The sequence below is a fragment of the Ancylobacter sp. genome (assembly GCF_965279025.1).
Classification (GTDB): domain Bacteria; phylum Pseudomonadota; class Alphaproteobacteria; order Rhizobiales; family Xanthobacteraceae; genus Ancylobacter.
The window spans coordinates 4,511,907-4,538,724 of the sequence record NZ_OZ257132.1 but is presented as its reverse complement, the minus strand read 5'-3'; the positions used below and the strand labels follow the sequence as shown (position 1 = coordinate 4,538,724).

The window sequence follows — 26,818 nt, the reverse complement described above, 5'->3', positions numbered from 1 at the left end:
CGAGACCGGCCCTCCACCTTCGAGTCCACTGCCCCATGCGCTACCCGCCCTCGTTCCTCGACGAGATACGCACCCGCCTCCCGGTGTCGGAGGTGGTGGGCAAGCGCGTGCAGCTGAAGAAGCAGGGGCGCGAATGGCGCGGGCTGTCGCCGTTCAATCCCGAGAAGACCCCGTCCTTCTATGTCAACGACCAGAAGGGCTTCTACCACTGCTTCTCCTCCGGCAAGCATGGCGACCAGTTCGACTTCCTGATGGAGGTCGAGGGCCTGCCTTTCCCGGAAGCGGTGGAGCGGCTCGCCTCCATGGCCGGCGTCCCCATGCCGGTGCAGTCGCGCGAGGAGGAGAAGCGCGAGAGCCGGCGCAAGACGCTGCACGAGGTGATGGAACTCGCGGCGCAGTATTTCGAGGCCATGCTGCAGGGACGGAGCGGTGCGAAAGGGCGCGGCTATCTCGCCGATCGCGGGCTTGGCCCCTCGGTGCAGGGGCGCTTCCGCCTCGGCTATGCGCTGCCCGAGCGATTCGCGCTGAAGGAAGCGCTGGGTTCGCGCGGCGTGCCGGTCGAGGACATGGTCGAGGCCGGTCTGCTGATTTCCGCCGAAGACATCGCCATCCCCTATGACCGCTTCCGCGACCGGGTGATCTTTCCGATCACCGATCTGCGCGGGCGGGTGGTGGCCTTTGGCGGGCGCGCGCTGGAAAAGGACGTGCCGGCGAAATACCTCAACTCCCCGGAGACGCCGCTCTTCCACAAGGGCTCGCTGCTCTACAACGCCTTCAACGCCCGCACTGCTGCCCATAATGGCGCGACGGTCATCGCGGCGGAGGGCTATGTCGACGTCATCGCCCTGGTCGAGGCGGGCTTTGCCGGGGCTGTCGCTCCGCTCGGCACGGCCCTGACCGAGGATCAACTGGCGCTGCTGTGGAAGATGGCGCCCGAGCCGGTGCTGCTGTTCGACGGCGACAAGGCCGGCCGCCGCGCCGCTTGGCGGGCCATGGACCTCGCTCTGCCGCATCTCAAGCCCGGGGTCAGCCTCTCCTTCGGCATGTTGCCCGAGGGGCAGGACCCGGACGACCTGGTGCGCGGCGGCGGGCGCGAGGCGGTGGACGCCATTCTTGCGCAGGCCCGGCCGCTGGCGGATGTGCTGTGGGCGCGCGAGCTGGAGAGCGCGAGCGTCGACACGCCCGAGCGCCGCGCGGCGCTGGAGGCGCGCATCGGCGAGATCGTCAAGGTCATCGGCGACGAGACGGTGCGCAAGCATTACCGCGCCGAGCTGATGGACCGCTTCCGCCGGCTCTTCGCGCCGCAATCCGTGCAGGCGGACGGTGGTCGCCGCGCCGGCGGGGACTATCAGGGGCGCTTTGCCGGCAAGGGCGGCCGCCGCCCCGGCGCGCCGCGCGCGCTGACCGGGCGGACGGGGGTAGGCGAGACCATGCGCCGCTCGGCGCTGGTGCGCGGGGCGGCGGCGGAAATGCCGCGCAACGAGGCGCTGCTGCTGTTCGCGCTGATCAACCACCCGTGGCTGATCGACCAGTGCGCGGAGGAACTCTCCGGCCTCTCTCTGGCCAACCGGGAGATCGCCGAATTGCGGCGCGCGCTGCTCGACGCCCATATGGACGGCGACACCGAGGATTCCGAGCGCCTGGGCGCGCGGCTGGAGGCGCAGGGACTGGCGCCGCTGGTCGCACGGCTGGCGCGAATGGCGGTGGCGCGGCACGACTGGCCGGCCTTTTCCGATGCCGGGCGGGTCGATGTCGAACTGTGGTGGAACCAGAGGCTGGTCTTGCACCGGCGGGGCCACGCCCTATCTAAGGAGCTGAAAGAAGCCGAGAAACGCCTTGCGGAAGAGCCCACCGATATCAACTGGGCGCGTTTTCTCGACGTACAAAGTCAGCTCGCGGCACTTGACGGAACCGAGGCTTTGGTAGAGGGGTTCGGCGCCGCATCGGGTCGACCGGCGCGGACGATGTAGGATCCCTCCGGGCTGCTCGCCTGCGCGTCTCCAGCCGCGTGGTGCGTGTAGCCCTGTTTGCGTCTCTCGCCAGCCAGTGCGCGGGGCGCCGAGTTGAACGATCGAAGGGCGGCGCCGCAAGGGCCGCCGTCGCACGCCGGGGCGCAGGCCGCCGGCGCTTGAGGAGCACAAACGCATGGCGAAGCAGGCAGCGGAAGCTACGGAAGCCCCCGAGAAGGACGGCGACACCCCGGACAGCCCGTTGCTGGACCTTTCGGATGCTGGCGTCCGGAAGATGATCAAGCTCGCCAAGAAGCGCGGCTATGTGACGTATGACGAGCTGAACGAGGTTCTCCCCTCCGAACAGAACACCTCCGACCAGATCGAGGACATCTACGCGATGCTCAACGAGATGGGCATCAATGTCGTCGAGGCGGAGGAAGCCGAGGCCGAGGCGGAAGGCGAGGAAGCCCCCGCCGAAGCGGCCGAGGAAGAGGAAGAGGGTAGTGGCGGCGAGCTGGCCGAGACCGGCTCGCGTACCGTCATCCGCTCCGAGACCAAGTCCGAGCCGGGCGAGCGCACCGACGATCCCGTGCGCATGTATCTGCGCGAAATGGGCTCGGTCGAGCTGCTTTCCCGCGAGGGCGAAATCGCCATCGCCAAGCGCATCGAGGCCGGCCGCGAGGCGATGATCGCCGGGCTGTGCGAGAGCCCGCTGACCTTCCAGGCCATCATCATCTGGCGCGATGAACTGGTGGAGGGCAAGGTACTCCTCCGCGACATCATCGACCTTGAAGCGACCTATGCCGGCCCCGAGGCCAAGAATGCCCCCATCGTCGAGGGCGGCACGCTGGCGCCCGAGGCCGAGGAGGAGCGCGAGCCCACCATCGGCGAGACTATCGCCGGCGATGACGACGACGACATGGAGAACTCCCTGTCGCTGGCGGCGATGGAAGCCGAGATCAAGCCGAAGGTGCTGGAAACCTTCGACCGTATCGCCGACGCCTACAAGAAGCTGCGCCGCCTGCAGGACCAGAACGTCGAGTCCAAGCTCAAGAACGAGAGCCTTTCGCCGTCCCAGGACCGCAAGTACAAGACCCTGAAGGACGCGCTGATCATCGACGTGAAGTCGCTGTCGCTGAACCAGGCGCGCATCGACAACCTCGTCGAGCAGCTCTACGACATCAACAAGCGCCTCGTCTCGCTGGAAGGCCGGCTGATGCGCCTGGCCGAGAGCTTCGGCGTCTCGCGCGAGGACTTCCTGCGCCAGTACCAGGGTTCCGAGCTCGACCCGAAATGGGTCGCCCGGGTGAAGAACCTGACCTCGCGCGGCTGGAAGGGCTTTGTCGGGCAGGAGCTCGACGGCATCAAGGATCTGCGCTCGGAAATCCACGCCCTCGCCACCGAGACCGGGCTGGAAATCCTGGAATTCCGCAAGATCGTCCAGATGGTGCAGAAGGGCGAGAAGGAAGCCCGGCAAGCCAAGAAGGAAATGGTGGAGGCCAACCTGCGCCTCGTCATCTCCATCGCCAAGAAATACACCAACCGCGGCCTGCAGTTCCTCGACCTGATCCAGGAAGGCAATATCGGCCTGATGAAGGCGGTCGACAAGTTCGAGTACCGGCGGGGTTACAAGTTTTCGACGTACGCTACATGGTGGATCCGGCAGGCGATCACCCGTTCGATCGCCGACCAGGCCCGCACCATCCGCATCCCGGTTCACATGATCGAGACGATCAACAAGATCGTGCGCACCTCGCGCCAGATGCTGCACGAAATCGGCCGCGAGCCGACCCCGGAAGAGCTGGCCGAGAAGCTCGGCATGCCGCTGGAGAAGGTGCGCAAGGTCCTCAAGATCGCCAAGGAGCCGATCTCGCTGGAGACGCCGATCGGCGACGAGGAAGACAGCCATCTCGGCGACTTCATCGAGGACAAGAATGCCATCCTGCCGATCGACGCGGCGATCCAGAGCAATCTGCGCGAAACCACCACCCGCGTTCTGGCCTCGCTTACGCCGCGTGAGGAGCGGGTGCTGCGCATGCGCTTCGGCATCGGCATGAACACCGACCACACGCTGGAAGAGGTCGGCCAGCAGTTCTCGGTGACGCGCGAGCGTATCCGCCAGATCGAGGCGAAGGCGCTGCGCAAGCTCAAGCACCCGAGCCGCTCGCGCAAGCTGCGCAGCTTCCTCGACAATTGAGGCGCCGGCGGTCATGGCGCGCAAGGTTGCCGCGCGCAAGGACATGACCGGCCGCACATCCCCGACGACAGGCCCGGCGCGGCAATCCCCGCCGGGCCGTTCCGGACGTGCGCGCGCGTTCTTCGAGCGCCTCGGCCAGCCCCTGGCCACGCGGCGCGTCTTCATCACCCGCATGGCGTTGTCGGTCTGCGTGTGGCTGGCCATCATGCTGTTCGGGCTGGCCATCGGCATTCTCGGCTATATGGGCTTCGAGGGCATGAGCCTCATCGATGCCTATGTGAACGCTGCGATGATCCTGTCGGGCATGGGGCCGGTAAGCGAGTTGCACAGCGCCGCCGGCAAGGCCTTTGCCGGCACCTATGCCATCTTCTGCGGCCTCATCATCGTGCTGGCGACCGGCGTCGTGCTGGCGCCGATCATCCACCACGTGCTGCATGTGTTCCACGTGATGGATGATGGCGGCAAAAGCTAGAACTCGCCCGGCCGCAGACGGCGCCGACCAGGTTTTCGCTTGATCGGAGAAGGGCCTAGCGTCCGGGCGGCTCCACCAGCAGCGCGACGATGCGCCGGACCACCGGCAGCACCAGCAGCAGCGTGGGAAAGGCGACCAGCCACGACAGGCCCCAGGCGACCGGCCAGGTGGCGAGGAAGTCGGGGCCGGCCCCGAGGCTGCGCAACGTTGCAATCGCCGAGACCACGAAGGTCATCAGCACCGACAGCACGAGCGGCAGCAGAATGGCGGCGTAACGCGCCGGCAGCTTGCGGGAAGGGAAGGCAGGAGTTGGCATGGGCCATCCTCGTTCGGATGGTCCCGGCAGGCCCGGACCGCCATGCGCATCCGGCCGGCCGGAACCGGGTTGGATGCGTTGCCTGACGTCGGACGCTTACGGCCGGCGCGAACGCCAGCGGCTCCGCTTATAGCCGACCGGCCGCCGACGCGCCAGAGGCGCCGATGAACGTTGCCGCCGGGGACACAAGCCTGCCGCCATGCCGGCGCGGCCGCCGCGCAGTGATGACAACCTTGACATTATACCTCCGCCTAATTCAATCTTAGATTGTGCAGGGGGAGGCGTCCATGAACCCGTTTGTCGTGCTTGCCGGCTCGATACTTCCCGAGATTCTCAAGCTGGCCCTGGGGCCGAAATCGGCGTCGGTCATCGATGCCGTCACCAAGGCGATCGAGAAAGCCACCGGCACGAAGGACGCCCAGAAGGCCGAGGACAAGATCGCCGCCGATCCCAAGCTCGCCAATGAACTGAAGCTGGAACTGGCCCGCATCGCCGCCGAGGGCGAGGCCGCGCAGCGGCAGGCCGATCTGGAGGAACTGCGCCTTCTCATCGAGCGCGAAAGCCGCGCCGCAGCGAACAACCTGGCGCATCGCGAGCGCGACGACCAGGACCGTCACGACGCCCGCGGCACGTTCCTGGCACTGGCCAGCGCGCGCAACCCGCTCGCCTGGGCGCCGATCGTCATCTCGATCATCATCGTGGTGGGCTTTTTCTGGATCCTCTGGGTGCTGCTCCAGCCCGTCACGCCCGAGAACAAGTCGCCCTTCACCGACAATGCGCCGCTGCTCCAGCTCATCAACATCGTGATCGGCGGGCTGGTCTCGGCCTTCGCCACCGTGGTGAGCTACCACCTCGGCTCGTCCGCCTCCTCGCGCGCCAAGGACACCGCGTCCTTCCAGCTTCAGGAGCGTTTTGCCGACCAGACCAGCACCGTGATCCGCGCCCAGACGCGTCAGGCGGAGGAGATCGCCGGGCGCAAGGCCGGCCCGACCCCTGCGAGCGAGGCGGAGCGGACTGACGCGGCCGCCGCGCGGTTCCAAGCCTGCCTTGAAATCGTGTTCGGCGGCGAGGGCGGCTTTTCAAACGACAAGTTCGATCCCGGCGGGGCGACCAAGTTCGGCATCACCATCCGCACCCTCTCGGCCTATCGCGGCGACGAGGCCTCCGTCGATGATGTCGCCAAGCTCACGAAGGACGAGGCCAAGGACATTTACCGCTCGCTGTACTGGAACGTGATGAAATGCGAGCAGCTTCCGCCGGGGGTCGATCTCGTGGTGTTCGACCACGGCGTCAATGCCGGCCCGGCCCGCGCGGTGAAGATGCTGCAGTCCATCGTCGGCACCGCCCCCGATGGCTCCATCGGCCCGGTGACGCTGGAGGCGACGCGCCGGCGCGAGGCGGCGGAGATCGTCCGGCGCTTCTCGCAGGCGCGGCGCGATTTCTACGAAGGGCTGGACAAGGCGCGCTTCGAGAAGGGCTGGATCAACCGCGCCAACAAGGTCGAGCAACTCGCGCTCGGCATGGCCGGCACGCAACGGCTGGCGGCCTGACGCCCGCCGCGTCGCCGGTCATTCGCCCGGAATCGGATGATGGCTGCGGCGCACCGACCGGGTGGAGGCTTCCACCCAGGCGAGGGTGACGGCGAAGCCGCCGAAGGCGATCACGATTCCGGCGACAAAGATGATGGTCGCGAGCGGCACAGTTTCGATTGGCATGGCATCCTCCGTTGTTATCCCGGAGGCTAGCGTCGCGAGGGGGCGGCGCCTTGCGCTATATCAATCGGGTGCCGTCCTCTCGGCGCGGCGCGCCTGTTCTCAGGGCGTTACCGCATGGTCGACCAGAACCGCGAAGCCGATCAGCAGCAGGAAGCCGATGAAGAACAGCCCGAACAGCAGCAGCGAGATCTTGCGGGCCAGCGCCGACACGCCGGTGAAGCCGATGGCGCCGGCGATGATGGAGATCACGAGGAAGATGACGGCGTATTTGATCATGCGGCGCTGCCCCTATGCGCGGCTTTAACGGGCGATGTGGCCCTAGGTTCCAGGGTACTTACGCGCCGTCGGAACGTCCGTCCTGCGCGGTGGGGAAGCTGTCGCGGGGTTTTGCATCGTCCAGCTTTTCATCAGCCGGCCTTTCATCAGCAGGCTTGGCATCACCCGACTGCAGCGCGGGCGATGCTGGCGAGGAAGCGGCGGGCCGCGCCGGGGCTGCCGGGGCGGCGGGCGTGGAGGCGCGGCGCCAGCGGCGCAGCCGCGAGAGCGTCGGCTCGGGCCGGGCCTTGTCCCGGCGCTCCTTCTCCGGGCGCGGCACGGTGCCGGTCGCGGCCGAGGCGATCGGCTCGCTCTTGATGTCGATCTGCCGGCGCCTCTCGCGCACGAAGATGCGCCACAGCACGAACACCAGCAGCAGCAGGTAGGCGCCCGCCGTAAAGAAGAACAGCGCGCCCGGCCCGTAGTGCTGCATGCCCAGCGAGGCGAGCGCCGGGCCGATCACCGACCCGATGCCGTAGAGCAGCAGCAGCCCTGCCGCCGTCTCCACCGCCTCCGAAGGGGCGGTGCGGTCATAGGCGTGGGCGGCGGCCAGCGAATACGCCGGCAGCGACAGGGCGCCGTAGAACATGCCGATCACGGCAAGACCGAGCAGGCCGAAGGGCAGGGCGCCCAGCGCCAGCCCCGCCAGCATGGCACCCACCAGTAGCGCGGCGAGAATGCGCCGCCGGTCCATGCGGTCGGAGAAATAGCCGATCGGCCATTGCGCCAGCGCGCCGGCCACCACTACCGCACTCATGAAGGTCGCCGCGCCGTCGGCGGTCATGCCGCGGCCAATGCCGAAGATCGGCCCCAGCGACCAGAGCGAGCCGTTGGTGAGGCCGATGACGAAGCAGCCCACCATCGCCACCGGCGCTGCCTTGAAAAGCCTTGGCAGGCGGATGCGCGCCGTTTCGATGGGCGCCGGCTGGCTGCTGGAGGCAATGGCCACGGGCAGCGTGGCGAGCGAGAACAGGATGGCGGCGATGGCGAACAGGTCGAAGCTGCGCACCGGGTACAGCGTGATCATCATCTGGCCGGCGGTGAGCGCGGCATAGTCGACGATGACATAGGCGCTCATGACGAAGCCGCGCGTCTGGTTGGTGGCGCGATCGTTCAGCCAGCTCTCGATCACCAGATAGAGCCCGGCGAAGCAGAAGCCGGTGATGGCGCGCAGCACGAACCAGAACAGCGGATCGACGAACAGCGGGTGCGCCATCATCATCGCCACAACCCCGGAGGTGAGGGCGGCGAAGGCGCGGATGTGGCCGGTGCGGCGCACCAGATGCGGCACGGCAAGGCAGCCGACCACGAAACCGAGATAATAGCTCGACCCCAATATGCCGAGATTGATGGCGCTGAAACCCTCGAAGGCACCGCGCAGAGGCAGCAGGGTATTCTGCAGGCCGCTTCCGGTTACCAGAAAGAACACGCCGAGCAGGAGCGCGGCGACAGGGCCGAGAGTCTGGGCCATGATGGAAACCGGACGATGAGGGTGACGGGCGCGCGGAATCGTTATTCCGCAAGGTCCGGTTAGACCTGATCTTTGGCGATGTCGAGACGGGGATTGGTATGGGCGACGGGCCGGTGAAGCTGAAATCGGATTTTCTGGACGTGGAGATTTCCGCGCAGGGGGCGGAGATGGTCGCCCTGCGGGATCGCGAGGGGCGGGACCTTCTGTGGAACGGCGACCCGGCCTTCTGGACCGGCCGCGCGCCGCTGCTGTTCCCCATCGTCGGCCGGCTGCCGAACGACCAGCTTCTGCATGAAGGCGCGGTCTACCCCATGGCGCAGCACGGCTTTGCCCGCCGCCGCGCCTTCACCATCGAGGAGGCGACGGAGCGCGAGGCGCGATTGGCGCTGCATGCGGACGATGAGACGCTGAAGCAGTACCCGTTCCAGTTCTCGCTCACCGTCACCTACACGCTGGTGGAGGCGACCCTCACGGTCGCGGTCGAGGTCGCCAACACCGGGGATGTGGAACTGCCAGCGAGCGTCGGCTTCCACCCGGCCGTCCGCTGGCCGCTGCCGTATGGCGGCACCCGGGCCGACCACCGGCTGGTGTTCGAGAAGGCCGAGGTGGAGGCGATCCATCGGCCGATCGGCGGGCTGCTCTCGCGCGAGACCGAGGCCAATCCGGCGATCGACGCGATCCTGGAGCCGAGCGACGCGCTGTTCGAGCGCGACGCGCTGATCTTCCTCGGCCTGCGCTCGCACCATGTGCGCTTCGGCGTGCCCGGAGAGCCAGGGCTGGAGATCGCCTTCCCCGACATGCCGGATCTCGGGCTGTGGTCGAAGCCCGGCGCGCCGTTCCTGTGCATCGAGCCGTGGGCCGGTTACGCCTCGCCCGAAGGCGGCCCGTCCGAATTCACGGAGAAGCCCGGCCTGTCGCTGATCGCCCCCGGCGCCGCCAAGCGCTTCGCCATGGCGATCCGCTGGCTGCCCGATGTCGGACGGCTGATCGGGCCGCACGAGGCGGCCGTTTAACACCGGGGAGGCCTGCCGGCCGCAGCTGAAGCCGGTCGGGCGGCGGTTCCACCGGCGTCATCCCGGACGGACCGCAGGCCCCATTGGGATCGACACGGATAACGTAGGCGATCCCGGCTCTCCGCCTACGGCGGTGGCCGGGATGACGATGGCCAACGGATGTGGAAGGGCGCCTAGGCGACCGACTCATTAAACCGCATCCATATTCTGAGTGATGCGAGTTTTACGCCGGCGAGGAAATTGTCAGGTCGCTTGTCGTATCGGGTCGCAACGGCGCGGTAGTGCTTGATCTTGTTGAAGAAGCGCTCGACGAGGTTGCGATAGCGATACAAGAAGGGGCTGAAGGCTGGCACGTTCTTGCGGTTCGGCATGGGCTTGATGTTGGCCCATGCGCCTCGCTCGCGCAGGCTTTGCCGGAGTTCGTCGCTGTCATAGGCGCGGTCGGCCAGGAGGGTCTGGCCATCGACAAGCGCGCCGAGCATGTCGCGGGCGCTGCGTCCGTCATGAGCCTGGCCCTCGGTCAATTTCAGGGCGATCGGCAGGCCTTCGGCATCCACCAGAGCATGGATCTTCGTTGTCAGGCCGCCCCGCGAGCGACCATGCAACCGGATCGGTCGTCTTTTTTTGGGCGTTGGCGGCGTGCTGGTGCACGCGGATGCTGGAGGAATCGATCATCTGGATGTCGCCATCGTAAGCCTTTGACACCGCTTCCAGAAGCCGATCCCAGACCCCCGCCTTGCGCCAGCGGTTGAAGCGGTTCACGCAGGTCGTGTGCGGGCCGTAGCGCTCGGGAATGTCGGCCCACGGCGCCCCGGTCCGAAGTCGCCAGAAAATCCCGTTCAGCACGCGCCGGTCGTCCACCCGAGGCACGCCCCTCGGCTTGTTCGGCAAAAGCGGCTGGATCACCGACCACTCGAAATCCGTTAGATCAAAGCGGGCCATCTCATCCTCCATCAGGAGAAATGAATCAGCCTCCGACCCAAAAGGGAATCCCGTTTATGGGTCTGTGACCTAGAGCGGCCTTGCGCCGGCGCGCGGCTCCGGGGGCGGGCCGAAATGCTCCGTGACGTGGGTCAGTTCGTCGATGAAGCGCTGGCACCAATGGTGGATGGTGTTGTTTTCCACCTTGTCCATATTGGCGCGCCAGCGCTCCCGCCGCTCATTGATGGGCATGGTCAGCGCGCGGTTCATCGCGTCCGCCATGCCCTCGATGTCGTAAGGGTTGACCAGCAGCGAGCCTTTGAGCTCATCCGCCGCCCCGGCAAAGCGGGAGAGCACGAGCACGCCGGGATCCTCCGGGTTCTGCGCCGCAACATATTCCTTGGCGACGAGGTTCATGCCGTCGCGCAGCGGAGTCACCACGCCGATGCGCGAGCGCCGGTAGATGGCGGCCAGCGTGGCGCGCTGGAAGGGGCGGTTGAGATAGCGCAGCGGCACCCAGTCGAACTCGGCGAACTCGCCATTGATCGCGCCGGCAAGCTCCTCCAGCTCGCGGCGCAGCGCCTGATATTCGGCCACCTCGCTGCGCGAGAGCGGCGCCACCTGCATCATCGTCACCTTGGAGCGGTGCTCGGGGTAGCCGCGCAGCAACTCACCGAAGGCGGCGAACTTGCCGGGCAGGCCCTTGGAATAGTCCAGCCGGTCGACGCCCACTGCAAGGGTGCGGCCGGCAAGGCTCTCGTTGAGCCGCCGCTCCTCCTCGCTGCCGACCGATTTTTTCGCATCCTTGACGAAAGCCTCGGCATCGATGCCGATCGGGTAGGCGGCGACGCGGAAGCGCCGGTCCTTCAGGCCCACCGTGCCGCCCGGCGCGATCCAGCCGCGCACCTCGGACGAGATATAGGTCAGCAGCGCCCGCACGTCGTTCTCGGTCTGCAGGCCGACGAGGTCGTAATGCGACAGGTCCTGCACGAGGGCGGCGTGCGAGGGCAGGCTGAGATAGACCTCCGGCGTCGGCCACGGAATGTGATGGAAATAGCCGATCCGCCCCTCGAAGCCGAGCTTGCGCAGTTCGGCGGCGAGCGGGATGAAGTGGTAGTCGTGCACCCAGATGATGTCGTCGGGCTTGAGAAGCGGCAGCAGCGCCCGGGCAAAATGCTCGTTCACCCGCCGATAGCCCTCCCAGTCCGCCTTGCGGAAGGTGAGCAGGCCGAGCCGGTAATGGCACAGCGGCCACAGCGTGCCATTGGCGTAGCCGGCATAATGGGCGCGTTGGTCCTCGGGATCGAGGTCGAGCAGCGCGTAGGTGACGCGCCCGGAGCGGAAGATCTTCGGCTCGTCGGGCGGGTCGACCTGCGTCTCGCCGCTCCAGCCGAACCACAGCCCGCCCCGCTGGCCGAGGGCCTCGCGCAGTGCGACCGCCAATCCGCCCGCCTTCGCCGCGCGCTCCTTGGGAGACGCGACCCGGTTCGAGACGATTACGAGCCGCGCCAAAAGGCTTCCTCCCATGTCTTCGACAGCCGCATGGCGGTGTCGATCAGGCCCACCATGGAATAGGTCTGCGGGATGTTGCCCCACAGCTCCAGCGTCTGGTTGTCGATGTCCTCCGACAGCAGCCCCGCCGGGTTGCGCCGCGCCAGCAGGCTGGTGAACATCTCGCGCGCCTCGTCGCGGCGGCCGATCAGGTCGAGCGCGCCGGCGTACCAGAACGAGCAGATGGTGAAGGATGTCTCGGGCAGGCCGAAATCATCTTCGCCGGCATAGCGCATGAGGTAGCCATTGCGCTTGAGCTCGCGGCCGATGGTCTCGACGGTGGCGACGTAGCGCGGGTCGTCGGGCCGCACGAAGCCGAGTTCGGCGAGCAGCAGCAGGCTGGCGTCGAGCTGGCCGTCTTCCTGCGCGTCGACGAAGCTGCCGCGCGTCTCGTCCCAGGCGAAGGCCATGATGCGGGTGCGGATCTCATTGGCGTGCTCCGACCAGAACTGCGCGCGATCGGGCAGTTCCAGCACCCGGGCGATGCGCCCCAGCCGGTCGCAGGCCGCCCAGCTCATCACCGCCGAGAAGGTGTGGACGCGGCGCCTGCCGCGCAGCTCCCACAGGCCGGCATCCGGCTCGAAGGCGAATTCCACGGCGCGGGCGCCGACCTTTTCCAGCAGCTCGAACAGCGCCTTGTCGCCGCGATTGGGCAGGCGCTCGTCGAAGAACATCTGCGCCGCCGCCAGCACGACATGGCCGTAGCCATCGTTCTGAACCTGTTCGCCGGCCTGGTTGCCCACCCGCACCGGGCCCATGCCCTGGAAGCCGGGAAGGGCGGAGGCGAAGCGCTCCTCCAGCGGCGTGCCCGGCACGATGGAATAGACCGGGGCCAGCCGTCCTGACGGCTCGGAGGCGATCACCGTGGTGAGGTAGCGGATATAGTCTTCCATCGTGCGGGTGGCGCCGAGAAGGTTCAGCGCCCGCACGGTGAAGTAGGAATCGCGCAGCCAGCAGTGGCGGTAGTCCCAGTTGCGGATGGAGTGCGGCGCCTCGGGAATCGAGGTGGTCAGCGCGGCGACGATGCCGCCGGTTTCCTCGAAGGCGCAGAGCTTGAGGGAGATGGCCGCACGGATGACGGCGTCCTGCCATTCATACGGAATGGAGAGGTAGCGCACCCACTCGTGCCAGTACTCGCGCGTCTTTTCCTCGAAGCCGCGGGTGGTGTCGGCGATGCTGGCGGGGAAGGGCTCGTCCGGCCCCAGCACCAGCGTCGCCGGCCGGCTGAGCACGAAGGGGCGCTCCTCCATCACATAGACGATGGGCAGGTCGGTGGTGGCGCGCAGGGTGACGTGGTCGCCGGAAAAGCGCAGATGGTTGGAGCCGCGCACCGGCGTCGGGCGCTCCTCGCCCCAGTTGAAATGCGGGCGCAGGCGCAGCGTGACGCGGCACATGCCGTTGATCGGCTCGATGCGGCGCACCAGCGTCGCCGGGCGATAGATGCGGTCATAGAGCTTGAAGCGCGGGGCGAAGTCGGTGATCCGCAGCTTGGCACCCTGATCGTTCTCCAGGATGGTCTCGATGATCGCCGTGTTGGTCTGGTAGCGCCGCGTCGCCTTGACCTGCCCCTCCAGCACGACGTCGCAGAAGCCGGCCTCCGGCTCCGTGCCGCCGAGCAGCGAGGAGAAGATCGGGTCGCCGTCGATGCGCGGCCAGCAACACCAAGCGATGCGGCCATTGGGGTCGATCAACGCCGCGATGGTGCCGTTGCCGATAGCGGCCAGATCGAGATTGGTGCTCACGAATTCACGCGCTCCAGTGCGGTGGGAAGGTCGGTCAGCCAGCGCCGGACATCGCCAGGCGAGGCCAGCTTGAAGTCGGCCTGCTCGGTCGGCCGGGCGCCGACCGCGAGGGCAAGGCCGCCGGCGGCGCGGACGGCGCGGAAGCCGTCCTCATCGGTCACGTCGTCGCCCACGAAGAGCGGGCGGCGGCCGACGAACAGCGCCGAGTTCATCAGCTCCGCCACTGCCGTGCCCTTGTTGCGGCCGGCCTGGCGCACCTCGATGACGTATTTGCCCTTGAGGAATTCGACGCCGCCATCGATGCCGGTGCCGAGCGCGATCACCTCGTCCATGATCGCCTCGCCAAAGTGCGGGACGGCGCGGAAATGCACCGCCAGCGACAGCGGCTTGTGTTCGATATAGACGCCCGGCCAGGTCGCGAGCACGGCGCCCAGCGCCTGCTCCAGCGGCTTGCGCCATTTCGGCAGCGGGATCGGCACGGAAGGGGCGTCGGGCGCAAGGCGCACCTCGGCGCCATGCTGGCCGGAGGCGGCGAGCCGGGTGGGTGCGAAACGGCGGTCCATCCATTCGATGGTACGGCCCGAGACCAGCGCCACCGCGCCGTCGAGCGCGACCTGGAGGCGCGCGAGAAGGTCGGGCAGGTCGTCGGGAATGCTCACGCCCTCGGGATGGTCGGCATGCTCGATGAGCGTGCCGTCAATGTCGAGGAAAAGGGCCCAGTCGGGTTGGGGCAGCAGCTGTGTGACGTCGTCGGATGCGGTTCGTGCTATCGCCATGCTGTCGGTATACCCGCCCGGTTCGGGGTCAGTGAGGTAGCGAGATAGTCCGTGCGCGCGGCCTCTCGCCGGCCTGCTGACAACGTCCAAGGTGCGGAGGCGTTCCGATACCCGCGCGTAAAATGCCGTCGCCCGGCAGATTGGGCCCTCCGGGCCGGGTCGGAGCGGTGGTCAGCGGAGCGAAAAGCCGTGCTGGGGTGCCGCCGGGATTCGCCTCCGGCCTTGCCGCTCACGGGGGAGCGGTTTACATAGCGCCCGACCCCACACCCGTTCACGCCGTGGAAACGCGGCCCGGTCTCGGTCCGGCCCGAACGCGCAGGATTTGGCACATGGCTTCGTATCAGTATGTCTACCACATGCATGGCATGTCCAAGGCCTATCCGGGCGGCAAGAAGGTGCTCGACAATGTGCACCTCTCCTTCTACCCGACGGCCAAGATCGGCATTCTCGGCGCCAACGGCTCGGGCAAGTCGACGCTGCTGAAGATCATGGCCGGCCTCGACAAGGATTTCTCCGGCGAGGCCTGGGTCGCGGAAGGCGCGCGCGTCGGCTACCTGCCGCAGGAGCCGCTGCTCGATCCCGCCTTGTCGGTGCGCGAGAACGTCATGCTCGGCGTGGCCAAGCAGAAGGCGATCCTCGACCGCTACAACGAACTCGCCATGAACTATTCCGACGAGACCGCGGACGAGATGACCGCGCTGCAGGACGAGATCGAAGGCCAGGGCCTGTGGGACCTCGACAGCAAGGTCGACCAGGCGATGGACGCGCTCGGCTGCCCGGAGGAGGGCTCGGACGTCGCCAAGCTCTCCGGCGGCGAGCGGCGCCGCGTGGCGCTGTGCCAGCTGCTGCTCTCGCAGCCGGAACTGCTGCTGCTGGACGAGCCGACCAACCATCTCGACGCCGAGACCACCAACTGGCTGGAAGGCCATCTGCGCGCCTATCCGGGCGCGATCCTGATCGTCACCCATGACCGCTACTTCCTCGACAACGTGACCGGCTGGATCCTCGAGCTCGATCGCGGCCGCGGCATTCCCTATGAGGGCAACTATTCCTCGTGGCTGTCGCAGAAGGCCAAGCGCATGGCGCAGGAAAATCGCGAGGACGAGGCCCGCCAGCGCGCGATCGCCTCCGAGGCGGAGTGGATGGGGGCCTCCCCGAAGGCCCGCCAGGCCAAGAACAAGGCGCGTATCCAGCGCTATGACGACCTGGTGAAGAAGGCGTCCGAGAAGGGCCCGACCACCGCGCAGATCGTCATCCCGGTGTCCGAGCGGCTCGGCAACAACGTCATCGAGTTCAATGGCCTCACCAAATCCTTCGGCGACAAGCTGCTGATCGACGACCTCTCCTTCAAGCTGCCGCCGGGCGGCATTGTCGGCGTCATCGGCCCGAACGGCGCCGGCAAGACCACGCTGTTCCGCATGATCAACGAGCTGGAAAAGCCCGATTCCGGCTCGATCACCATCGGCGAGAGCGTGCAGCTCGGCTATGTCGACCAGAACCGCGACGCGTTGAACGACAAGAAGACCGTGTGGGAGGAAATCTCCGGCGGCAACGAGATCCTCTATCTCGGCAAGCGCGAGATCAACTCGCGCGCCTATTGCGGCGCCTTCAACTTCAAGGGCGGCGACCAGCAGAAGAAGGTCGGCATGCTCTCGGGCGGCGAGCGCAACCGCGTGCATCTCGCCCGTATTCTCCAGCAGGGCGCCAACGTCCTGCTGCTGGACGAGCCGACCAACGATCTCGACGTCGAGACGCTGCGCGCGCTGGAAGAGGCGCTGGAGGACTTCGCCGGCTGCGCGGTCATCATCTCGCATGACCGCTTCTTCCTCGACCGTATCGCCACCCACATGCTGGCCTTTGAGGGCGATGGCCATGTCGAGTGGTTCGAGGGCAACTTCCACGATTACGAGGAAGACAAGAAGCGCCGCCTCGGCGTGGACGAGATCGTCCCGCACCGCATGAAGCACAAGAAGCTGACGCGCTGAGCGGCTGCGCCATCCTGGCCGGCGGCAGCGGGGGCCGGGATCGCGCGCCGTATGATGCGGCATACGATGCCGGACAGGGCCGGACGGCCCTTCCGGGGTGATGCCGGGCGGATGAGGTGGGACGGTCCGCCTGCCATGACGGCCGGCGGCAGAAGGGTGAGGGCGATGGCTGAAGACTGGAACCCCGCCCTCTATCTCTCCTTCGAGGACGAGCGCACCCGGCCGCCGCGCGACCTGCTGGCGCGGGTGCCGCTCAGCCAGCCGCGCCGTATCGTCGATCTCGGCTGCGGGCCGGGCAATTCCACCGAACTGCTGGCGCAGCGCTGGCCGCAGGCCGAGGTGACGGGTATCGACACCTCGCCGGCGATGATCGAGCAGGCGCGCCTGCGCGTGCCGGGCGCGCGTTTCGACATCGGCGACATCTCGACCTGGGAGCTTCCCGAGGCAACCGATCTCCTCTTCGCCAATGCGGTGATGCAGTGGGTGCCGGACCATCTCGACGTGCTGGCGCGGCTGGTGGAGGGGCTGCCCGAGGGCGGCGTGCTCGCGGTGCAGATGCCGGACAATGTGGGCGAGCCCTCGCACCTGCTGATGGAAGAGACGGCCGCCGCCGGCCCGTGGGCCGGGCGCGTAGCGGGGGCGGGGCGCGAGGCGCTGCTCGGCGTCGGCGCCTATTACGACCGGCTGGCGCCGCTGGCCCGCCATGTCGACGTGTGGCACACGCTCTACAACCATCCGCTGGAAGGGCCATCGGCCATCGCCGACTGGTTCCGCTCCACCGGCCTGCGGCGCTTTCTCGCCCCGCTGGACGAGGCTGAGCGCGCGGCGTTCCTTGAGGACTATACGGCGCGGCTCGCGCAGGCCTATCCGGCCCGCGTCGACGGCCGGGTGCTGCTGCGCTTTCCCCGGCTGTTCATCGTCGCGGTGCGGTGAGGCTCACGCCCCGTCGAGCGCCTGCCGGAGCCGGGCAAGGTCGATCTTGACCATGTCCATCATCGCCTTCATCACCCGCGCGCCAGCTGCGGGGTCGGCATGCGCCTGTTCCACCAGCGCGCTGCTGTTCACCTGCCAGGAAAGGCCGAAGCGGTCCTTCAGCCAGCCGCAGGCCTGGTACTGGCCGCCGGCGCCGAGCCTTTCCCAGTAGTAGTCGATCTCCTCCTGCGTGGCGCAGTCGATCATGAACGACGTCGCCTCGCTCAGCGTGTAGGTGCTGCCGCCATTGATGGCGCCGAACCGCACGCCGTCGAGTTCGAACAGGACCACCAGCACGCTGCCCGTCGGGCCCGGTGTCTCCTCGCTGTTGGTGCCGACAGTCACGATGCGCGAATTCGGGAATACCGAGACGTAGAAATCGGCTGCCTCCTTCGCCGTGCCGTCGAACCAGAGATAGGGGGTGATGCTCTGCCTCAGTCCCATGTCGGGCCTCCTGCTGCCGCCGGCCTGCGCGCCGGCAATCCAAGGACGTGCGGGGCGCCGCCAATCCGACAGGCACCGTTCCGGAGCGGCGTGATTTTCCCATCGCGCTCTGCCGCGCTACATAGGGCGTATGCGCTCCATGATCCGCCTTGCCATCCTCGCTTTTTCCCTTCTCGCCCCGCTCCCCGCCTTCGCCGATGCCGGCTTTGAGCGCTGGCTCGCCGCGCAATGGCCGGCGGCGCAGGCGATGGGCATCTCCCGCGCCACCTTCGAGCGCGAGACCGCCGGGCTGGAACCGGACTTCTCGCTGCCCGACCTCGCGCTTCCGGGCAAGCCGAAGGCGCCGGACCGGCAGGCGGAATTCGTGCAGACCCCGGCCGCCTATCTCTCCGACAAGGCGATCGGCAATCTCGCCATTCAGGGGCGCAAGCTCGCCCGGCAATATGACGCCGACCTCAAGGCGATCGAGCGGCGCTTCGGCGTGCCGGGGCCTGTTCTGCTGGCGATCTGGGCCCGCGAGACCTCCTATGGCGGCGCCAAGCTCAGCCATGACGCGCTGCGCGTGCTGGCGACGCAGGCCTATGTCGGTCGCCGCAAGGAGGAGTTCCGCGCCGAGTTTCTGGCCGCGCTGAAGATCCTCGACGAGGGGCACGTCACCCGCGCCGGGATGAAGAGCTCCTGGGCCGGGGCGATGGGGCTGACCCAGTTCCTGCCCACCGGCTACCTCGCCTATGGCGTCGACCTCGATGGCGACGGCACCGCCAACATCTGGAGTTCGGTGCCGGAGGCGCTGGCCACCACCGCCAGCCTGCTGAAGGAGAAGGGCTGGCAGAGCGGCAAAAGCTGGGCCTATGAGATCACGGTGCCGGCCGGCTTGGACTGCACGCTGGCGGAGCCCGAGACGACGCTCACCATCGGCGAATGGCTGAAGCGCGGGGTGAAGATCGCAGATGGGCGCCGCGTGTCGCCGGCGGCGCTGAAGGATGCGGCCTCGATCATCATGCCGGCCGGGCCCTATGGGCCGGCGTTCCTGACGCCGGCCAATTATTTCGTGCTGAAGAGCTACAATTTCGCCGACCTCTACGTGCTCTATGTCGGCCATCTCGCCGACCGCATCGAGGACGATCGGCCCTTCGCCCGCGACTGGTCAAACATCGCGCTGGTGAAGACGCGTGACCTCGAATTCATGCAGAAGGTTCTGAGGAGCAAAGGTTTCTACGCCGACAAGGTCGACGGCAAGGCCGGCATGAAGACCCGCGCCGCGCTCGGCGCCTACCAGAAGGCCAACGGCCTGCCGCTGGACTGCTGGCCGGACGCCGCCGTGCTGGAGCACATGAAGCGCGGCGGGTGAGGGCGCCTGATCAGCGCGGCATGCGGTTGATGACGCGCAGGTCGGTGGTTACCGAGAGATCGGCTGCGGAGAGCCAGAACACCTCGCCCTCGCTGTCCTCGGTGTCGAGCCACAGGAAGGGCAGGTTGGGATATTCCGCCTCCAGTATCTCCTTGCCGGTGCCGATCTCGCAGATCATGCCGCCGCCGGACGACAGATGTGCCGGGGCGGCGGCGAGGATGCGGCGCACGATGTCGAGACCGTCCGGCCCGCCGTCGAAGGCGAGGCTCGGCTCATGGCGGTATTCGGCAGGCAGGGCCGCCATGGTCGGCGCGTCGACATAAGGCGGGTTGGTGATGATCAGGTCATAGACCTCGCCCTTGAGCGGGCCGAACAGGTCGCCCTGCACCAGCCGCACGCGATCACCCAGATCGTGCTCGGCGACGTTCTCGGTTGCCAGGGAGAGCGCGTCGGGGCAGAGGTCCACGGCGTCGACCTGTGCGTTCTCGAAGGTCATGGCGGCGAGGATGGCGAGGCAGCCCGAGCCGGTGCACAAATCGAGCACGCGCCCCACGGTTTCCGGCTGCGGCACCAGCGAGAAGTCGCCACCGACGAACAGGTCGCCCGCCATCAACTCGCCGATGAAGGAGCGTGGCACGATGGCGCGCGCATCGGAACGGAACGGCACGCCGCCAATGTAGGTCTTGCCCAGCAGATAGGCGGCCGGCTGGCGGGTGGTGCAGCGCTGCTCGATGAGGTCGGCGAGGCGCGTGCGCTCCTCGCGAGTCAGCCGGGCATCAAGCCAGGGCGAGAGGTCGTCCACCGGCAGGTGCAGCGCCTCCAGCACCATGAAGGCGGCTTCATCCAGCGCTTCCGTGGTGCCGTGGCCGAAGGCCAGCCGCGCCTCGGTGAAGCGGCTCACCGCGTGGCGCACGAAATCCCTGACCGTTACCAGATCGTCCGCTGCCGTCATCATGGCTCTCCCGTTTTGCCCACCGTCAGCATGAAGGGGCGGCGAATGCAAGCCGGACCCCGTCCCGTCCCGCCGCGCCTGTCGCCAAAGCCGGGCTTGTCAGGCGGCCGTGGCCGGACGATAGGATGGGGAGCATCTTTTGCACGGGGTAGCTTCATGGCCGACGCGCCGGACGACGAAATCACGCTTGTCATCGACCGCTCGGTTGCCGTCGTGCTGTTCGAGTTCCTGTCGCGCACGGTGGACGATGCCGATGGCGAGGCGATGGCCGACTTCATCGAGGACGAGGCGGAGGTTCCCGCCCTGTGGGCGCTGCTCGCCGGCCTGGAAAGCGTCCTTACCGAGCCGATGGCCGAGGATTACGAGCGCCGCGTGCTCAAGGCCCGCGACGCCGTGATGAAGCGCTTCGGCGGGGCGTTCTCGGGCAAGGGCGGCGACTGAGACCCGGACGAAACGCCGTCAGGGGGTGACGCTGGCCGACACCGCCGTGGCGGCGGGCCGAACCGCGGCACTGGCCGGCGCCAGGCCCGGCTTCGCGGCGGTCGCGGCCGGGCTCACATCGGCGGAACGCTGCAGCGATTCGACATTGGCGACCACCGCCCGCCCGAGATCGCGGGCGAAGCAGTTATAGCCCCAGTCGTTCATGTGGAACTTGTCCTTCCAGAGGAAGGAATCGAAGCCCATGGCGGAGGTCTCGTGCCAGTCGCGCATCAGCGCGAAGCGGTGATAGACGGCGACGCCTTCCTCGGCGCCGATGCTGGCAATGAGGTTCACCATCGGCCCGCTATCGGCGTCGGCCAGTACGCGCGGGGCGTATTGCGGATCGACCAGCACCAGATCCGCATTGATCGCCTTCACCCGCGCGATCGCCTCGTGCAGCAGGCCGGCGGCGGCGGCGAGGCCGTTGTCGCGGAACAGGGCGTTGACGCCCGACTGCCAAATCACCAGCGTCGGCTTGAGCGCGGCGACATCGGTGTCGAAGCGCGCCAGCATCTCCGGCGCGTCCTGGCCGTTCACGCCGCGATTGACCACGGTGATGTCGGCAGCGGGAAAACGCTCGCGCAGCATGGCCTCCAGGCGGCTGGGATAGGCGGCGCCCGGCACGCTGGCGCCGGCCCCGGCGGTGGAGGACGAGCCGATGGCGACGATCACCACGGGCTCCCCGGCACGCAGCTTCGCGGCGGTGCGGGCGAGCGGCGCGTTGAGCTTGGCCAGCGTCTTCGAGGCCGGGCAGCCGGCCGGGATCACCGTCTGGCCAAGCACCGGCGGCGCGGCGGCGGCGAGGAGCACGGCGGACAGGGCGAGGGGGGCGAGAAGGCGCAGGTGCATCTAGCGGGAACCGAGTGTTCGCAGTTCGACGCCGTCGACGATCATGCCGACCAGAAGGCGGCCGATGCAGCTATGCACATCGTCGAACAGCGAGGGGGAGGGGCGGGCGGTGTCGAAGTCGAAGATGCCTTCGTCTTCCCAGAACCGCATGACGCTGTAGCGGTCGAAGAACGGCACCCCGCCGAGGCGAGCCGCCCAGCGCAGCGACGTGTTGTAGGCGGCGGCGTCAAACGCGAAGGCAGTGCGCGGGCTGTATTGCGGGCTCACCAACAGGACATCGGCGCCGGCCCGGTGGGCGTAGCCGATGCCGGTGTCGACGGCGTCCGAGAATGCCGAGGTGTCGGCGCCGAGGATGGCGTCATAGGTGCCGGTCTGCCAGATCATCAGCGCCGGACGTGTTTCGTCCAGCATGGCGGGCAACTGCTCGAGAATGCTCTCGGCGGTGGCGCGGGGCTCGTGGCGGGTGGTCACCACGATGCCGCCATCGGGGTAGCGGGCGCGCAGCGTTTCCTCGATATAGCTCGGGAAATTGCGCGGGCCGGCAGGCTTGCCGTCGGCCTTGCCGTCGCCGGCTTTTTCGCCGGCCGCGAGACGCTTGGTCGAGGCGGAACTGTTCACGACGAGAATGGTCGTCGGCTCCTTCTTGTCCAGCGAACGCGCCAGGCGCGGCAGGGCGAAGCCGGCCTTGGTGAGGGCGGAGGGCGCCGCGCACACCTTCGCCGCCTCGGCGCCGGCACTGTGTGCGCCGCCCAAGGAGAGAAGACCTGCGAAAAGAATACCCAAGACCCAGCGTTTCACGTCGAACCGCGTTGACCAGCCATCTTGCGCGCCGTTCTGTCGCGCTCGGCGCGAGCATACCACGACAGCAATGCCGAGAGACCTACCATTAAGGCGATGCCGGTCACGCTCATGCTCAACTGCATGAACAGCGTGCCGGAGACCTCGTTCAGCACGAAATGTGCGGCGAAAGAAAGGAAGACGCCGAAGCAAAACACTTCCAGCGAGTGCTGGCCGCACAAAATCATCGGCTTCAGCAATCGCCAGCGCAGGAACGGCGCGTCCACCGGTATCGATCGTACCACCACCACGCCGAGCGCCAGGAAATGGATGAAGCGCAGCACCGAGAGGTCGGTCTTGCTGATCGGGTAGATGATGTTGCCGACCGCCTCCGGCACCAGCCCTTCCATCGGCGGCCAGTACCAGCTCGTCACCACGGCGAGCGACACGAGGAGATAGATCACGGACAGCGCCAGGATGAACCGCGAATGCACCAGCCCGGCCAGCCGGTCGCTGCCGCCAAGGCCGCACCAGCCGCCGAACACGAACATGAACTGCCAGGCGAAGGGGTTGAAGAACCACATCCTGTCATCGGGATAGCCCGGCAGGTTGAAGCCCCACACCTGCACGGCGAGCCAGAGCAGGAAGGAGGCGGCGAGCGTCGCGTCCGCCTTCCGCTTCAGCGCCCACAATATCGGTGGGAAGGTCGCCAGCAGCACGATGTAGAGCGGCAGCACGTCCATGTTGGCGGGGCGGAACTTCAGCAGCAGCGCCTGAACCAGCGCCACGTCGGGCTCGGCGAGAAACTGCAGCGCGCCCATCTCCTCCGCATAGAGCGGGTTGGAGAAGCTGCCGACGACATAGGAGATTTCGGCGAGATAGATGACGAACAGGAAGATGAAGGCGACATAGAGCTGCCAGGCCCGGCGCAGGATGCGGGCCGAGGTCACCATCACGCCGCTGGAATCGAGCTGGCGCCCATAGACCATGGCGGCGGTGTAGCCGGAGATGAAGACGAAGATCTCGGTGGCGTCCGAGAAGCCGAAATTGCGGTTGGTGATCCAGTTCGCGACATTGTTGGGCACGTGGTTCAGGAAGATGAACCACAGCGCCAGCCCGCGAAACAGGTCGAGCCGCAGGTCGCGCCCCGAGGCGGCTTGCGGGGCCGGCCTTTCGACCGGCTCCGCGGGAGTTTCCGCCGTTGCGGCGAGGGGCGCTGCCACCGGCCGGCGCTATTTCTTCAGGCCGAAGCCGAGGAACAGCACGGCGATGCCATTGAAGATCAGGTCGATGCCGAGCAGCAGGCCGAGCACCCACAGGCCGCTGACCGGCCAACCGGCGATGATCTCGATGCCGAGCAGGATGGCGATGGCGGCCGAGAAGGCGATCCAGCCCCAGCCTTCGGCCGGGCGCAGCTTCAGCGCCGCCATCAGGCGGAACGCGCCGCCGACGATGAGCGAGACGCCGAGGAACAGCGTCAGGAATTCGGCGGCGACCATCGGCACGAAGATGCAGACCAAGCCGGCGGCAAGGAAGAGCAGGCCGTCGAGCATCCAGAAGGCGAAGGCGCCCCATGTCTTGACCTGGAAGGCGTGGATGACCTGCGCGCCGCCGGAGACCGCCATCATGACGCCGATATAGAGCACCGACACCACCGTGCTCAGCACGAGGTTGCCCAGCGCGATCGCCCCGGCGATGACCATGAGCAGGCCGAGAGCGACAAACCAGCCCCATTTGGCGCGCAGTTCGGTAAGATGCCCGGCAACCATGCCGCCCGGCGTCGGCGTCATCGAATCCGTTTGCAAAGACATGTGGTCGATCCTCATCCTTGCTCGCCACGCCGGCTGCGCGGTAACGACGTCCCGCCTCCGGAGTTCCAGCGACTCGTCCCGAGACGAGCGTCCCATCGTACAGACAGGGTCGCCGGACCTGTAGTCATGGAATAGACGGATGTCCAACCGATATGGAGGTGGCCGATGACCGCCGGTGAGGTTCCTCCCGCACGCGATCTGTTCGGCGAGCCGGTGCCGGTGCCGGCGCGGCGCTTCACTGCCAAGCTGGCGCATACGCTCATCGCCGATGGCGAGGGATTCGTCACCCGCGAGGTGGTTGAACTCGCGGTCACGCTGGAGGGGCTGCCGGGCGACCGCCATGCGGGTTTCGCCCGCGCGGCGGATTCACGCGTGCCGTGGTATCCGCGCGGCACGCCGATACGCAATGCGCGGCAGGTCTCGCTCGTCGCGCCGGACGAGCTTGCCGAAATCGCGCGGCGGCTGGGGCTGGCGCAGATACGGCCGGAGTGGATCGGCGCCAATCTCGTGATCGAGGGCGTGGCGCGCCTGACGGGCCTGCCGCCGGGCACGAGGCTGCATTTTCCGGACGGCGCGGCGCTTGTCGTGGAGGGTCCGAACGCGCCCTGCCGCCATGCCGGCGCGTCGGTCGCGGCACAGACCGGGCAGGCGAGCGCCGAACTCGGCTTTGCCAAGGTGGCGAAAGGCTTGCGCGGACTGGTCGCCTGGGTCGAACGGGCCGGCACGCTCACCGCCGGCTCCAAGCTGGAGGTGCGGGTGCCGGAACAGACGATCTGGACCCCCTGAAACAAAACCGGCCGGAGCGCAGAGCGATCCGGCCGGCTGGAACAGGTATGAGGGGGAAGGCGTGCCTCCCCGCAGGCTCAGCGGACGGCGAAGCCCGTATCGGCTACCGGCATGGCCGCGGTCGGCGACACCGAGCCGGAGGCGTCCGCGGCGACCGGCGCGTTGCCGGGGAGAACCACGACCTTGGTCCCGACCTTGACGCGCTCGTACAGGTTCTCGACATCCTCGTTCAGCATGCGGATGCAGCCCGACGACATGAACTGGCCGATGGTGGAGGGCTGGTTGGTGCCGTGAATGCGGTAGATGGTGCCACCCAGATACATGGTGCGGGCGCCGAGCGGGTTGCCCGGGCCACCGGCCATGAAGCGCGGCAGATAGGGCTGGCGCTCGATCATTTCCGCCGGCGGGCGCCAATCGGCCCATTCCGCTTTGCGGCTGATCTTTTCCGTGCCGGCCCAGGTGAATCCTTCGCGGCCGACGCCGATGCCGTAGCGCTCAGCCTTGCCGCCGGGCAGCACGTAATAGAGGTAGGTGTTGGGCGTGTCGATGACGAGCGTGCCCGGGGATTCCTTGGTCACGTAGTCGACGATCTGGCGCTTCAGATTGGCCGGCAGTTCCTTGGCCGGGCCGGTCTCCGGCTGGTCCTCGGGCGGCAGCATGGCGACGCTGGTGCCGTTGGCACCATTGGTGTTGGCGCCGTTGTTCACGGCGGCTGGCGGCTGGCCATAGGCGGGCTGCGCATAGGTCTGCTGCGGCGCCGCAGCGTTGTTACCATAGGGCGAGGCCATGCCGGCCGGCTGCTGGCCGGAAAAGGCGCCCGGCGGGTAGCCGGTGGGCTGGCGCGAGGGGTCGGAATAGGGGGCGTTGGCCACAGGTGCCTGCTGCGCCGCATAGGGATCATTCACGCCCGGAGGGGGCGCGCCATAGGCGGCCTGCGGCTGCTGGTAGACCTGTGCGGGAGCCGCGCCGGCCGGTGCGCCATAGGGATCATAGGCGGCGGGGACCTGGACATTTTCAACCGCACGACTGCCGGTTGCGGCCTCATAGGCCGAACCTTCTTGAGCCGCAGGGTCCTGCTGCTCGGCCGGATAGTACTGGGCTCCGGCGGTGCCGACCGATGCCAGTACCGTGAAGGCGACAGCGGGAACGAAACCGAGGCGAACGACCATCATCAAGCCTTATTCGAATCTGTTGGCGCGGAAATGCGCGAATATTTTCTGCCGTGGGGAATGACGCAGGATCAAGGCAGGTTCAAGACCATAACCCGTCACGAAATAGAGCGTTCCCGCAGGGCATGCGCGCAACGCGGCGCCGATGTTTTCATGTCACAGTTCACCCTGCGGCAGCGGTTCATCGCCACGCGCCCGATCCCGGTGCCAGCCGACCACCGCATCGGCGTGGCAGTCGGTGGACGCGAAATAGGGCTTGATGTCGAGCAGCGGCGTGCCGTCGAGGCAGTCGGCGCCGATAACCGACAGCCGCCCGTCCTCGATGCCCAGCAGCCGCACCGCGCTCATGGCGATGGGGTTGGGCCGGGCCGGGCTGCGCAGGGCGAAGGTGCCGCGCCCGCTGCCATAGCGCCGGGGGACCTGCACGACGAGGTTCCGCGGTGCCCGGTCCATGAAATAGAGCAGCCAGAGATGGGTGGTACCTTCCAGCCCCTGCAGCGCCGGCCGGAAGGGCAGGTCGATCTCCACCGTGCAGACCTCCTTCGCCTCATGGGCGTTCTTCGGGCAGTCGGCCCGGCGGGTCCACGGCGTGCGGATGCGGCCGATGAAATAGAGCCCGGCGTCCGGTGTCTCGGGCAGGTCCACGGTGATCTCGCCGGGCCGCACGCCGAAATCGCCATGGCCGGCTTCCCGACTGCCGTCGTCATCCGGTGCGTCCTCGCGGCCGCTCACCGGCGACCTCCATCAACGGTGGTGTGGAGAGGGCTGAACGCAGCCTCTTGCGTCTTGTCGAAATAAGAC

At 67.5% G+C, this 26,818-nt stretch carries 26 protein-coding genes; 10 read left to right on the top strand and 16 right to left on the bottom strand.

Annotation, left to right across the window (positions count from 1 at the left end; genetic code table 11):
* Positions 1-35 precede the first annotated feature (35 nt).
* From dnaG to ACQY76_RS21115, 3 genes are all read left to right on the top strand, one after another.
* Positions 36-1,970, top strand: coding sequence for a DNA primase (gene dnaG / locus ACQY76_RS21125; RefSeq protein WP_428030643.1), 1,935 nt, complete (start codon positions 36-38; stop codon positions 1,968-1,970).
* A 175-nt stretch (positions 1,971-2,145) separates the two neighbouring features.
* Positions 2,146-4,149: an RNA polymerase sigma factor RpoD gene (gene rpoD / locus ACQY76_RS21120; RefSeq protein ID WP_428030642.1), complete on the top strand. Its 2,004-nt coding sequence runs from the start codon at positions 2,146-2,148 to the stop codon at positions 4,147-4,149.
* A 13-nt stretch (positions 4,150-4,162) separates the two neighbouring features.
* Positions 4,163-4,621 (top strand): hypothetical protein, encoded by a 459-nt coding sequence (locus tag ACQY76_RS21115; protein WP_428030641.1) that lies wholly within the window; start codon positions 4,163-4,165, stop codon positions 4,619-4,621.
* A 55-nt stretch (positions 4,622-4,676) separates the two neighbouring features.
* On the opposite strand, the gene ACQY76_RS21110 is transcribed toward ACQY76_RS21115, so the two are convergent.
* Positions 4,677-4,937, bottom strand: a complete 261-nt coding sequence (locus ACQY76_RS21110; RefSeq protein WP_428030640.1) for a DUF2798 domain-containing protein — start codon at positions 4,935-4,937, stop codon at positions 4,677-4,679.
* 287 nt (positions 4,938-5,224) lie between these two features.
* On the opposite strand from ACQY76_RS21110, the gene ACQY76_RS21105 reads away from it, so the two are divergent.
* On the top strand, positions 5,225-6,487 hold the full coding sequence (locus ACQY76_RS21105) for a glycoside hydrolase family 108 protein (RefSeq protein WP_428030639.1): 1,263 nt from the start codon (positions 5,225-5,227) through the stop codon (positions 6,485-6,487).
* Between the two features lie 18 nt (positions 6,488-6,505).
* Here the strand turns inward: ACQY76_RS21105 and ACQY76_RS21100 are convergent, their stop codons facing one another.
* From ACQY76_RS21100 to ACQY76_RS21090, 3 genes are all read right to left on the bottom strand, one after another.
* The gene (locus ACQY76_RS21100) at positions 6,506-6,652 is read right to left on the bottom strand and encodes a hypothetical protein (RefSeq protein WP_428030638.1); all 147 of its coding nucleotides are present in this window, start codon (positions 6,650-6,652) and stop codon (positions 6,506-6,508) included.
* 99 nt (positions 6,653-6,751) lie between these two features.
* Positions 6,752-6,928, bottom strand: a complete 177-nt coding sequence (locus tag ACQY76_RS21095) for a DUF1328 domain-containing protein (RefSeq protein WP_428030637.1) — start codon at positions 6,926-6,928, stop codon at positions 6,752-6,754.
* Positions 6,929-6,986: 58 nt separating this feature from the next.
* A complete protein-coding gene (locus ACQY76_RS21090) occupies positions 6,987-8,438 on the bottom strand; it encodes an MFS transporter (RefSeq protein WP_428030636.1) in 1,452 nt (483 codons plus the stop codon).
* 98 nt (positions 8,439-8,536) lie between these two features.
* On the opposite strand from ACQY76_RS21090, the gene ACQY76_RS21085 reads away from it, so the two are divergent.
* Complete coding sequence (locus tag ACQY76_RS21085; protein ID WP_428030635.1) at positions 8,537-9,451, top strand: aldose 1-epimerase family protein; 915 nt, start codon at positions 8,537-8,539, stop codon at positions 9,449-9,451.
* A 173-nt stretch (positions 9,452-9,624) separates the two neighbouring features.
* On the opposite strand, the gene ACQY76_RS21080 is transcribed toward ACQY76_RS21085, so the two are convergent.
* From ACQY76_RS21080 to otsB, 4 genes are all read right to left on the bottom strand, one after another.
* A protein-coding gene (locus tag ACQY76_RS21080; protein WP_428030634.1) for an IS5 family transposase occupies positions 9,625-10,393 on the bottom strand; the annotation gives its coding sequence in 2 pieces (ribosomal slippage) (positions 9,625-10,083 and positions 10,085-10,393; 768 coding nt in all).
* A 69-nt stretch (positions 10,394-10,462) separates the two neighbouring features.
* Positions 10,463-11,884: an alpha,alpha-trehalose-phosphate synthase (UDP-forming) gene (otsA, locus tag ACQY76_RS21075; RefSeq protein WP_428030633.1), complete on the bottom strand. Its 1,422-nt coding sequence runs from the start codon at positions 11,882-11,884 to the stop codon at positions 10,463-10,465.
* Entirely contained in the window at positions 11,869-13,665 is a 1,797-nt protein-coding gene (locus ACQY76_RS21070; RefSeq protein WP_428030632.1) for a glycoside hydrolase family 15 protein, read from the bottom strand. The genes otsA and ACQY76_RS21070 overlap by 16 nt, the downstream gene beginning before the upstream one ends.
* Complete coding sequence (gene otsB / locus ACQY76_RS21065; protein WP_428030631.1) at positions 13,662-14,441, bottom strand: trehalose-phosphatase; 780 nt, start codon at positions 14,439-14,441, stop codon at positions 13,662-13,664. Before otsB ends, ACQY76_RS21070 begins: the two co-directional genes overlap by 4 nt.
* Positions 14,442-14,770: 329 nt before the next feature.
* Here otsB and ettA point away from each other — a divergent pair, with 329 nt between their 5' ends.
* Both ettA and tam read left to right on the top strand, forming a co-directional pair.
* The gene (gene ettA, locus ACQY76_RS21060; protein WP_428030630.1) at positions 14,771-16,426 is read left to right on the top strand and encodes an energy-dependent translational throttle protein EttA; all 1,656 of its coding nucleotides are present in this window, start codon (positions 14,771-14,773) and stop codon (positions 16,424-16,426) included.
* 165 nt (positions 16,427-16,591) lie between these two features.
* A complete protein-coding gene (tam, locus tag ACQY76_RS21055; RefSeq protein WP_428030629.1) occupies positions 16,592-17,359 on the top strand; it encodes a trans-aconitate 2-methyltransferase in 768 nt (255 codons plus the stop codon).
* Positions 17,360-17,362: 3 nt separating this feature from the next.
* Here tam and ACQY76_RS21050 read toward each other — a convergent pair whose 3' ends face one another.
* Positions 17,363-17,842 carry a VOC family protein gene (locus ACQY76_RS21050; protein ID WP_428030628.1) on the bottom strand — a complete coding sequence of 160 codons (480 nt, stop codon included), beginning with the start codon at positions 17,840-17,842 and terminating at the stop codon, positions 17,363-17,365.
* 130 nt (positions 17,843-17,972) lie between these two features.
* On the opposite strand from ACQY76_RS21050, the gene ACQY76_RS21045 reads away from it, so the two are divergent.
* Positions 17,973-19,193: a lytic murein transglycosylase gene (locus ACQY76_RS21045; RefSeq protein WP_428030627.1), complete on the top strand. Its 1,221-nt coding sequence runs from the start codon at positions 17,973-17,975 to the stop codon at positions 19,191-19,193.
* Positions 19,194-19,203: 10 nt separating this feature from the next.
* Here the strand turns inward: ACQY76_RS21045 and prmB are convergent, their stop codons facing one another.
* Positions 19,204-20,145, bottom strand: coding sequence for a 50S ribosomal protein L3 N(5)-glutamine methyltransferase (gene prmB, locus ACQY76_RS21040; protein WP_428033077.1), 942 nt, complete (start codon positions 20,143-20,145; stop codon positions 19,204-19,206).
* A gap of 156 nt (positions 20,146-20,301) precedes the next feature.
* Between prmB and ACQY76_RS21035 the strand changes: the two genes are divergently transcribed.
* Positions 20,302-20,586, top strand: a complete 285-nt coding sequence (locus ACQY76_RS21035) for a hypothetical protein (RefSeq protein ID WP_428030626.1) — start codon at positions 20,302-20,304, stop codon at positions 20,584-20,586.
* An 18-nt stretch (positions 20,587-20,604) separates the two neighbouring features.
* On the opposite strand, the gene ACQY76_RS21030 is transcribed toward ACQY76_RS21035, so the two are convergent.
* Genes ACQY76_RS21030 through ACQY76_RS21015 form a run of 4 tightly spaced genes read right to left on the bottom strand, consistent with a single transcriptional unit; the run spans position 20,605 to position 24,041 of the window.
* Positions 20,605-21,474, bottom strand: coding sequence for an SGNH/GDSL hydrolase family protein (locus ACQY76_RS21030; RefSeq protein ID WP_428030625.1), 870 nt, complete (start codon positions 21,472-21,474; stop codon positions 20,605-20,607).
* The gene (locus tag ACQY76_RS21025) at positions 21,475-22,227 is read right to left on the bottom strand and encodes an SGNH/GDSL hydrolase family protein (RefSeq protein WP_428030624.1); all 753 of its coding nucleotides are present in this window, start codon (positions 22,225-22,227) and stop codon (positions 21,475-21,477) included.
* A 41-nt stretch (positions 22,228-22,268) separates the two neighbouring features.
* Positions 22,269-23,474 (bottom strand): OpgC family protein, encoded by a 1,206-nt coding sequence (locus ACQY76_RS21020; protein ID WP_428030623.1) that lies wholly within the window; start codon positions 23,472-23,474, stop codon positions 22,269-22,271.
* A gap of 9 nt (positions 23,475-23,483) precedes the next feature.
* The gene (locus ACQY76_RS21015; protein WP_428033076.1) at positions 23,484-24,041 is read right to left on the bottom strand and encodes an HdeD family acid-resistance protein; all 558 of its coding nucleotides are present in this window, start codon (positions 24,039-24,041) and stop codon (positions 23,484-23,486) included.
* 186 nt (positions 24,042-24,227) lie between these two features.
* Between ACQY76_RS21015 and ACQY76_RS21010 the strand changes: the two genes are divergently transcribed.
* Positions 24,228-24,848, top strand: a complete 621-nt coding sequence (locus tag ACQY76_RS21010) for an MOSC domain-containing protein (protein WP_428030622.1) — start codon at positions 24,228-24,230, stop codon at positions 24,846-24,848.
* Between the two features lie 77 nt (positions 24,849-24,925).
* On the opposite strand, the gene ACQY76_RS21005 is transcribed toward ACQY76_RS21010, so the two are convergent.
* On the bottom strand, positions 24,926-26,020 hold the full coding sequence (locus ACQY76_RS21005; RefSeq protein WP_428030621.1) for a L,D-transpeptidase family protein: 1,095 nt from the start codon (positions 26,018-26,020) through the stop codon (positions 24,926-24,928).
* Between the two features lie 153 nt (positions 26,021-26,173).
* Positions 26,174-26,749, bottom strand: a complete 576-nt coding sequence (gene tsaA, locus ACQY76_RS21000) for a tRNA (N6-threonylcarbamoyladenosine(37)-N6)-methyltransferase TrmO (protein WP_428030620.1) — start codon at positions 26,747-26,749, stop codon at positions 26,174-26,176.
* Positions 26,750-26,818 lie beyond the last annotated feature (69 nt).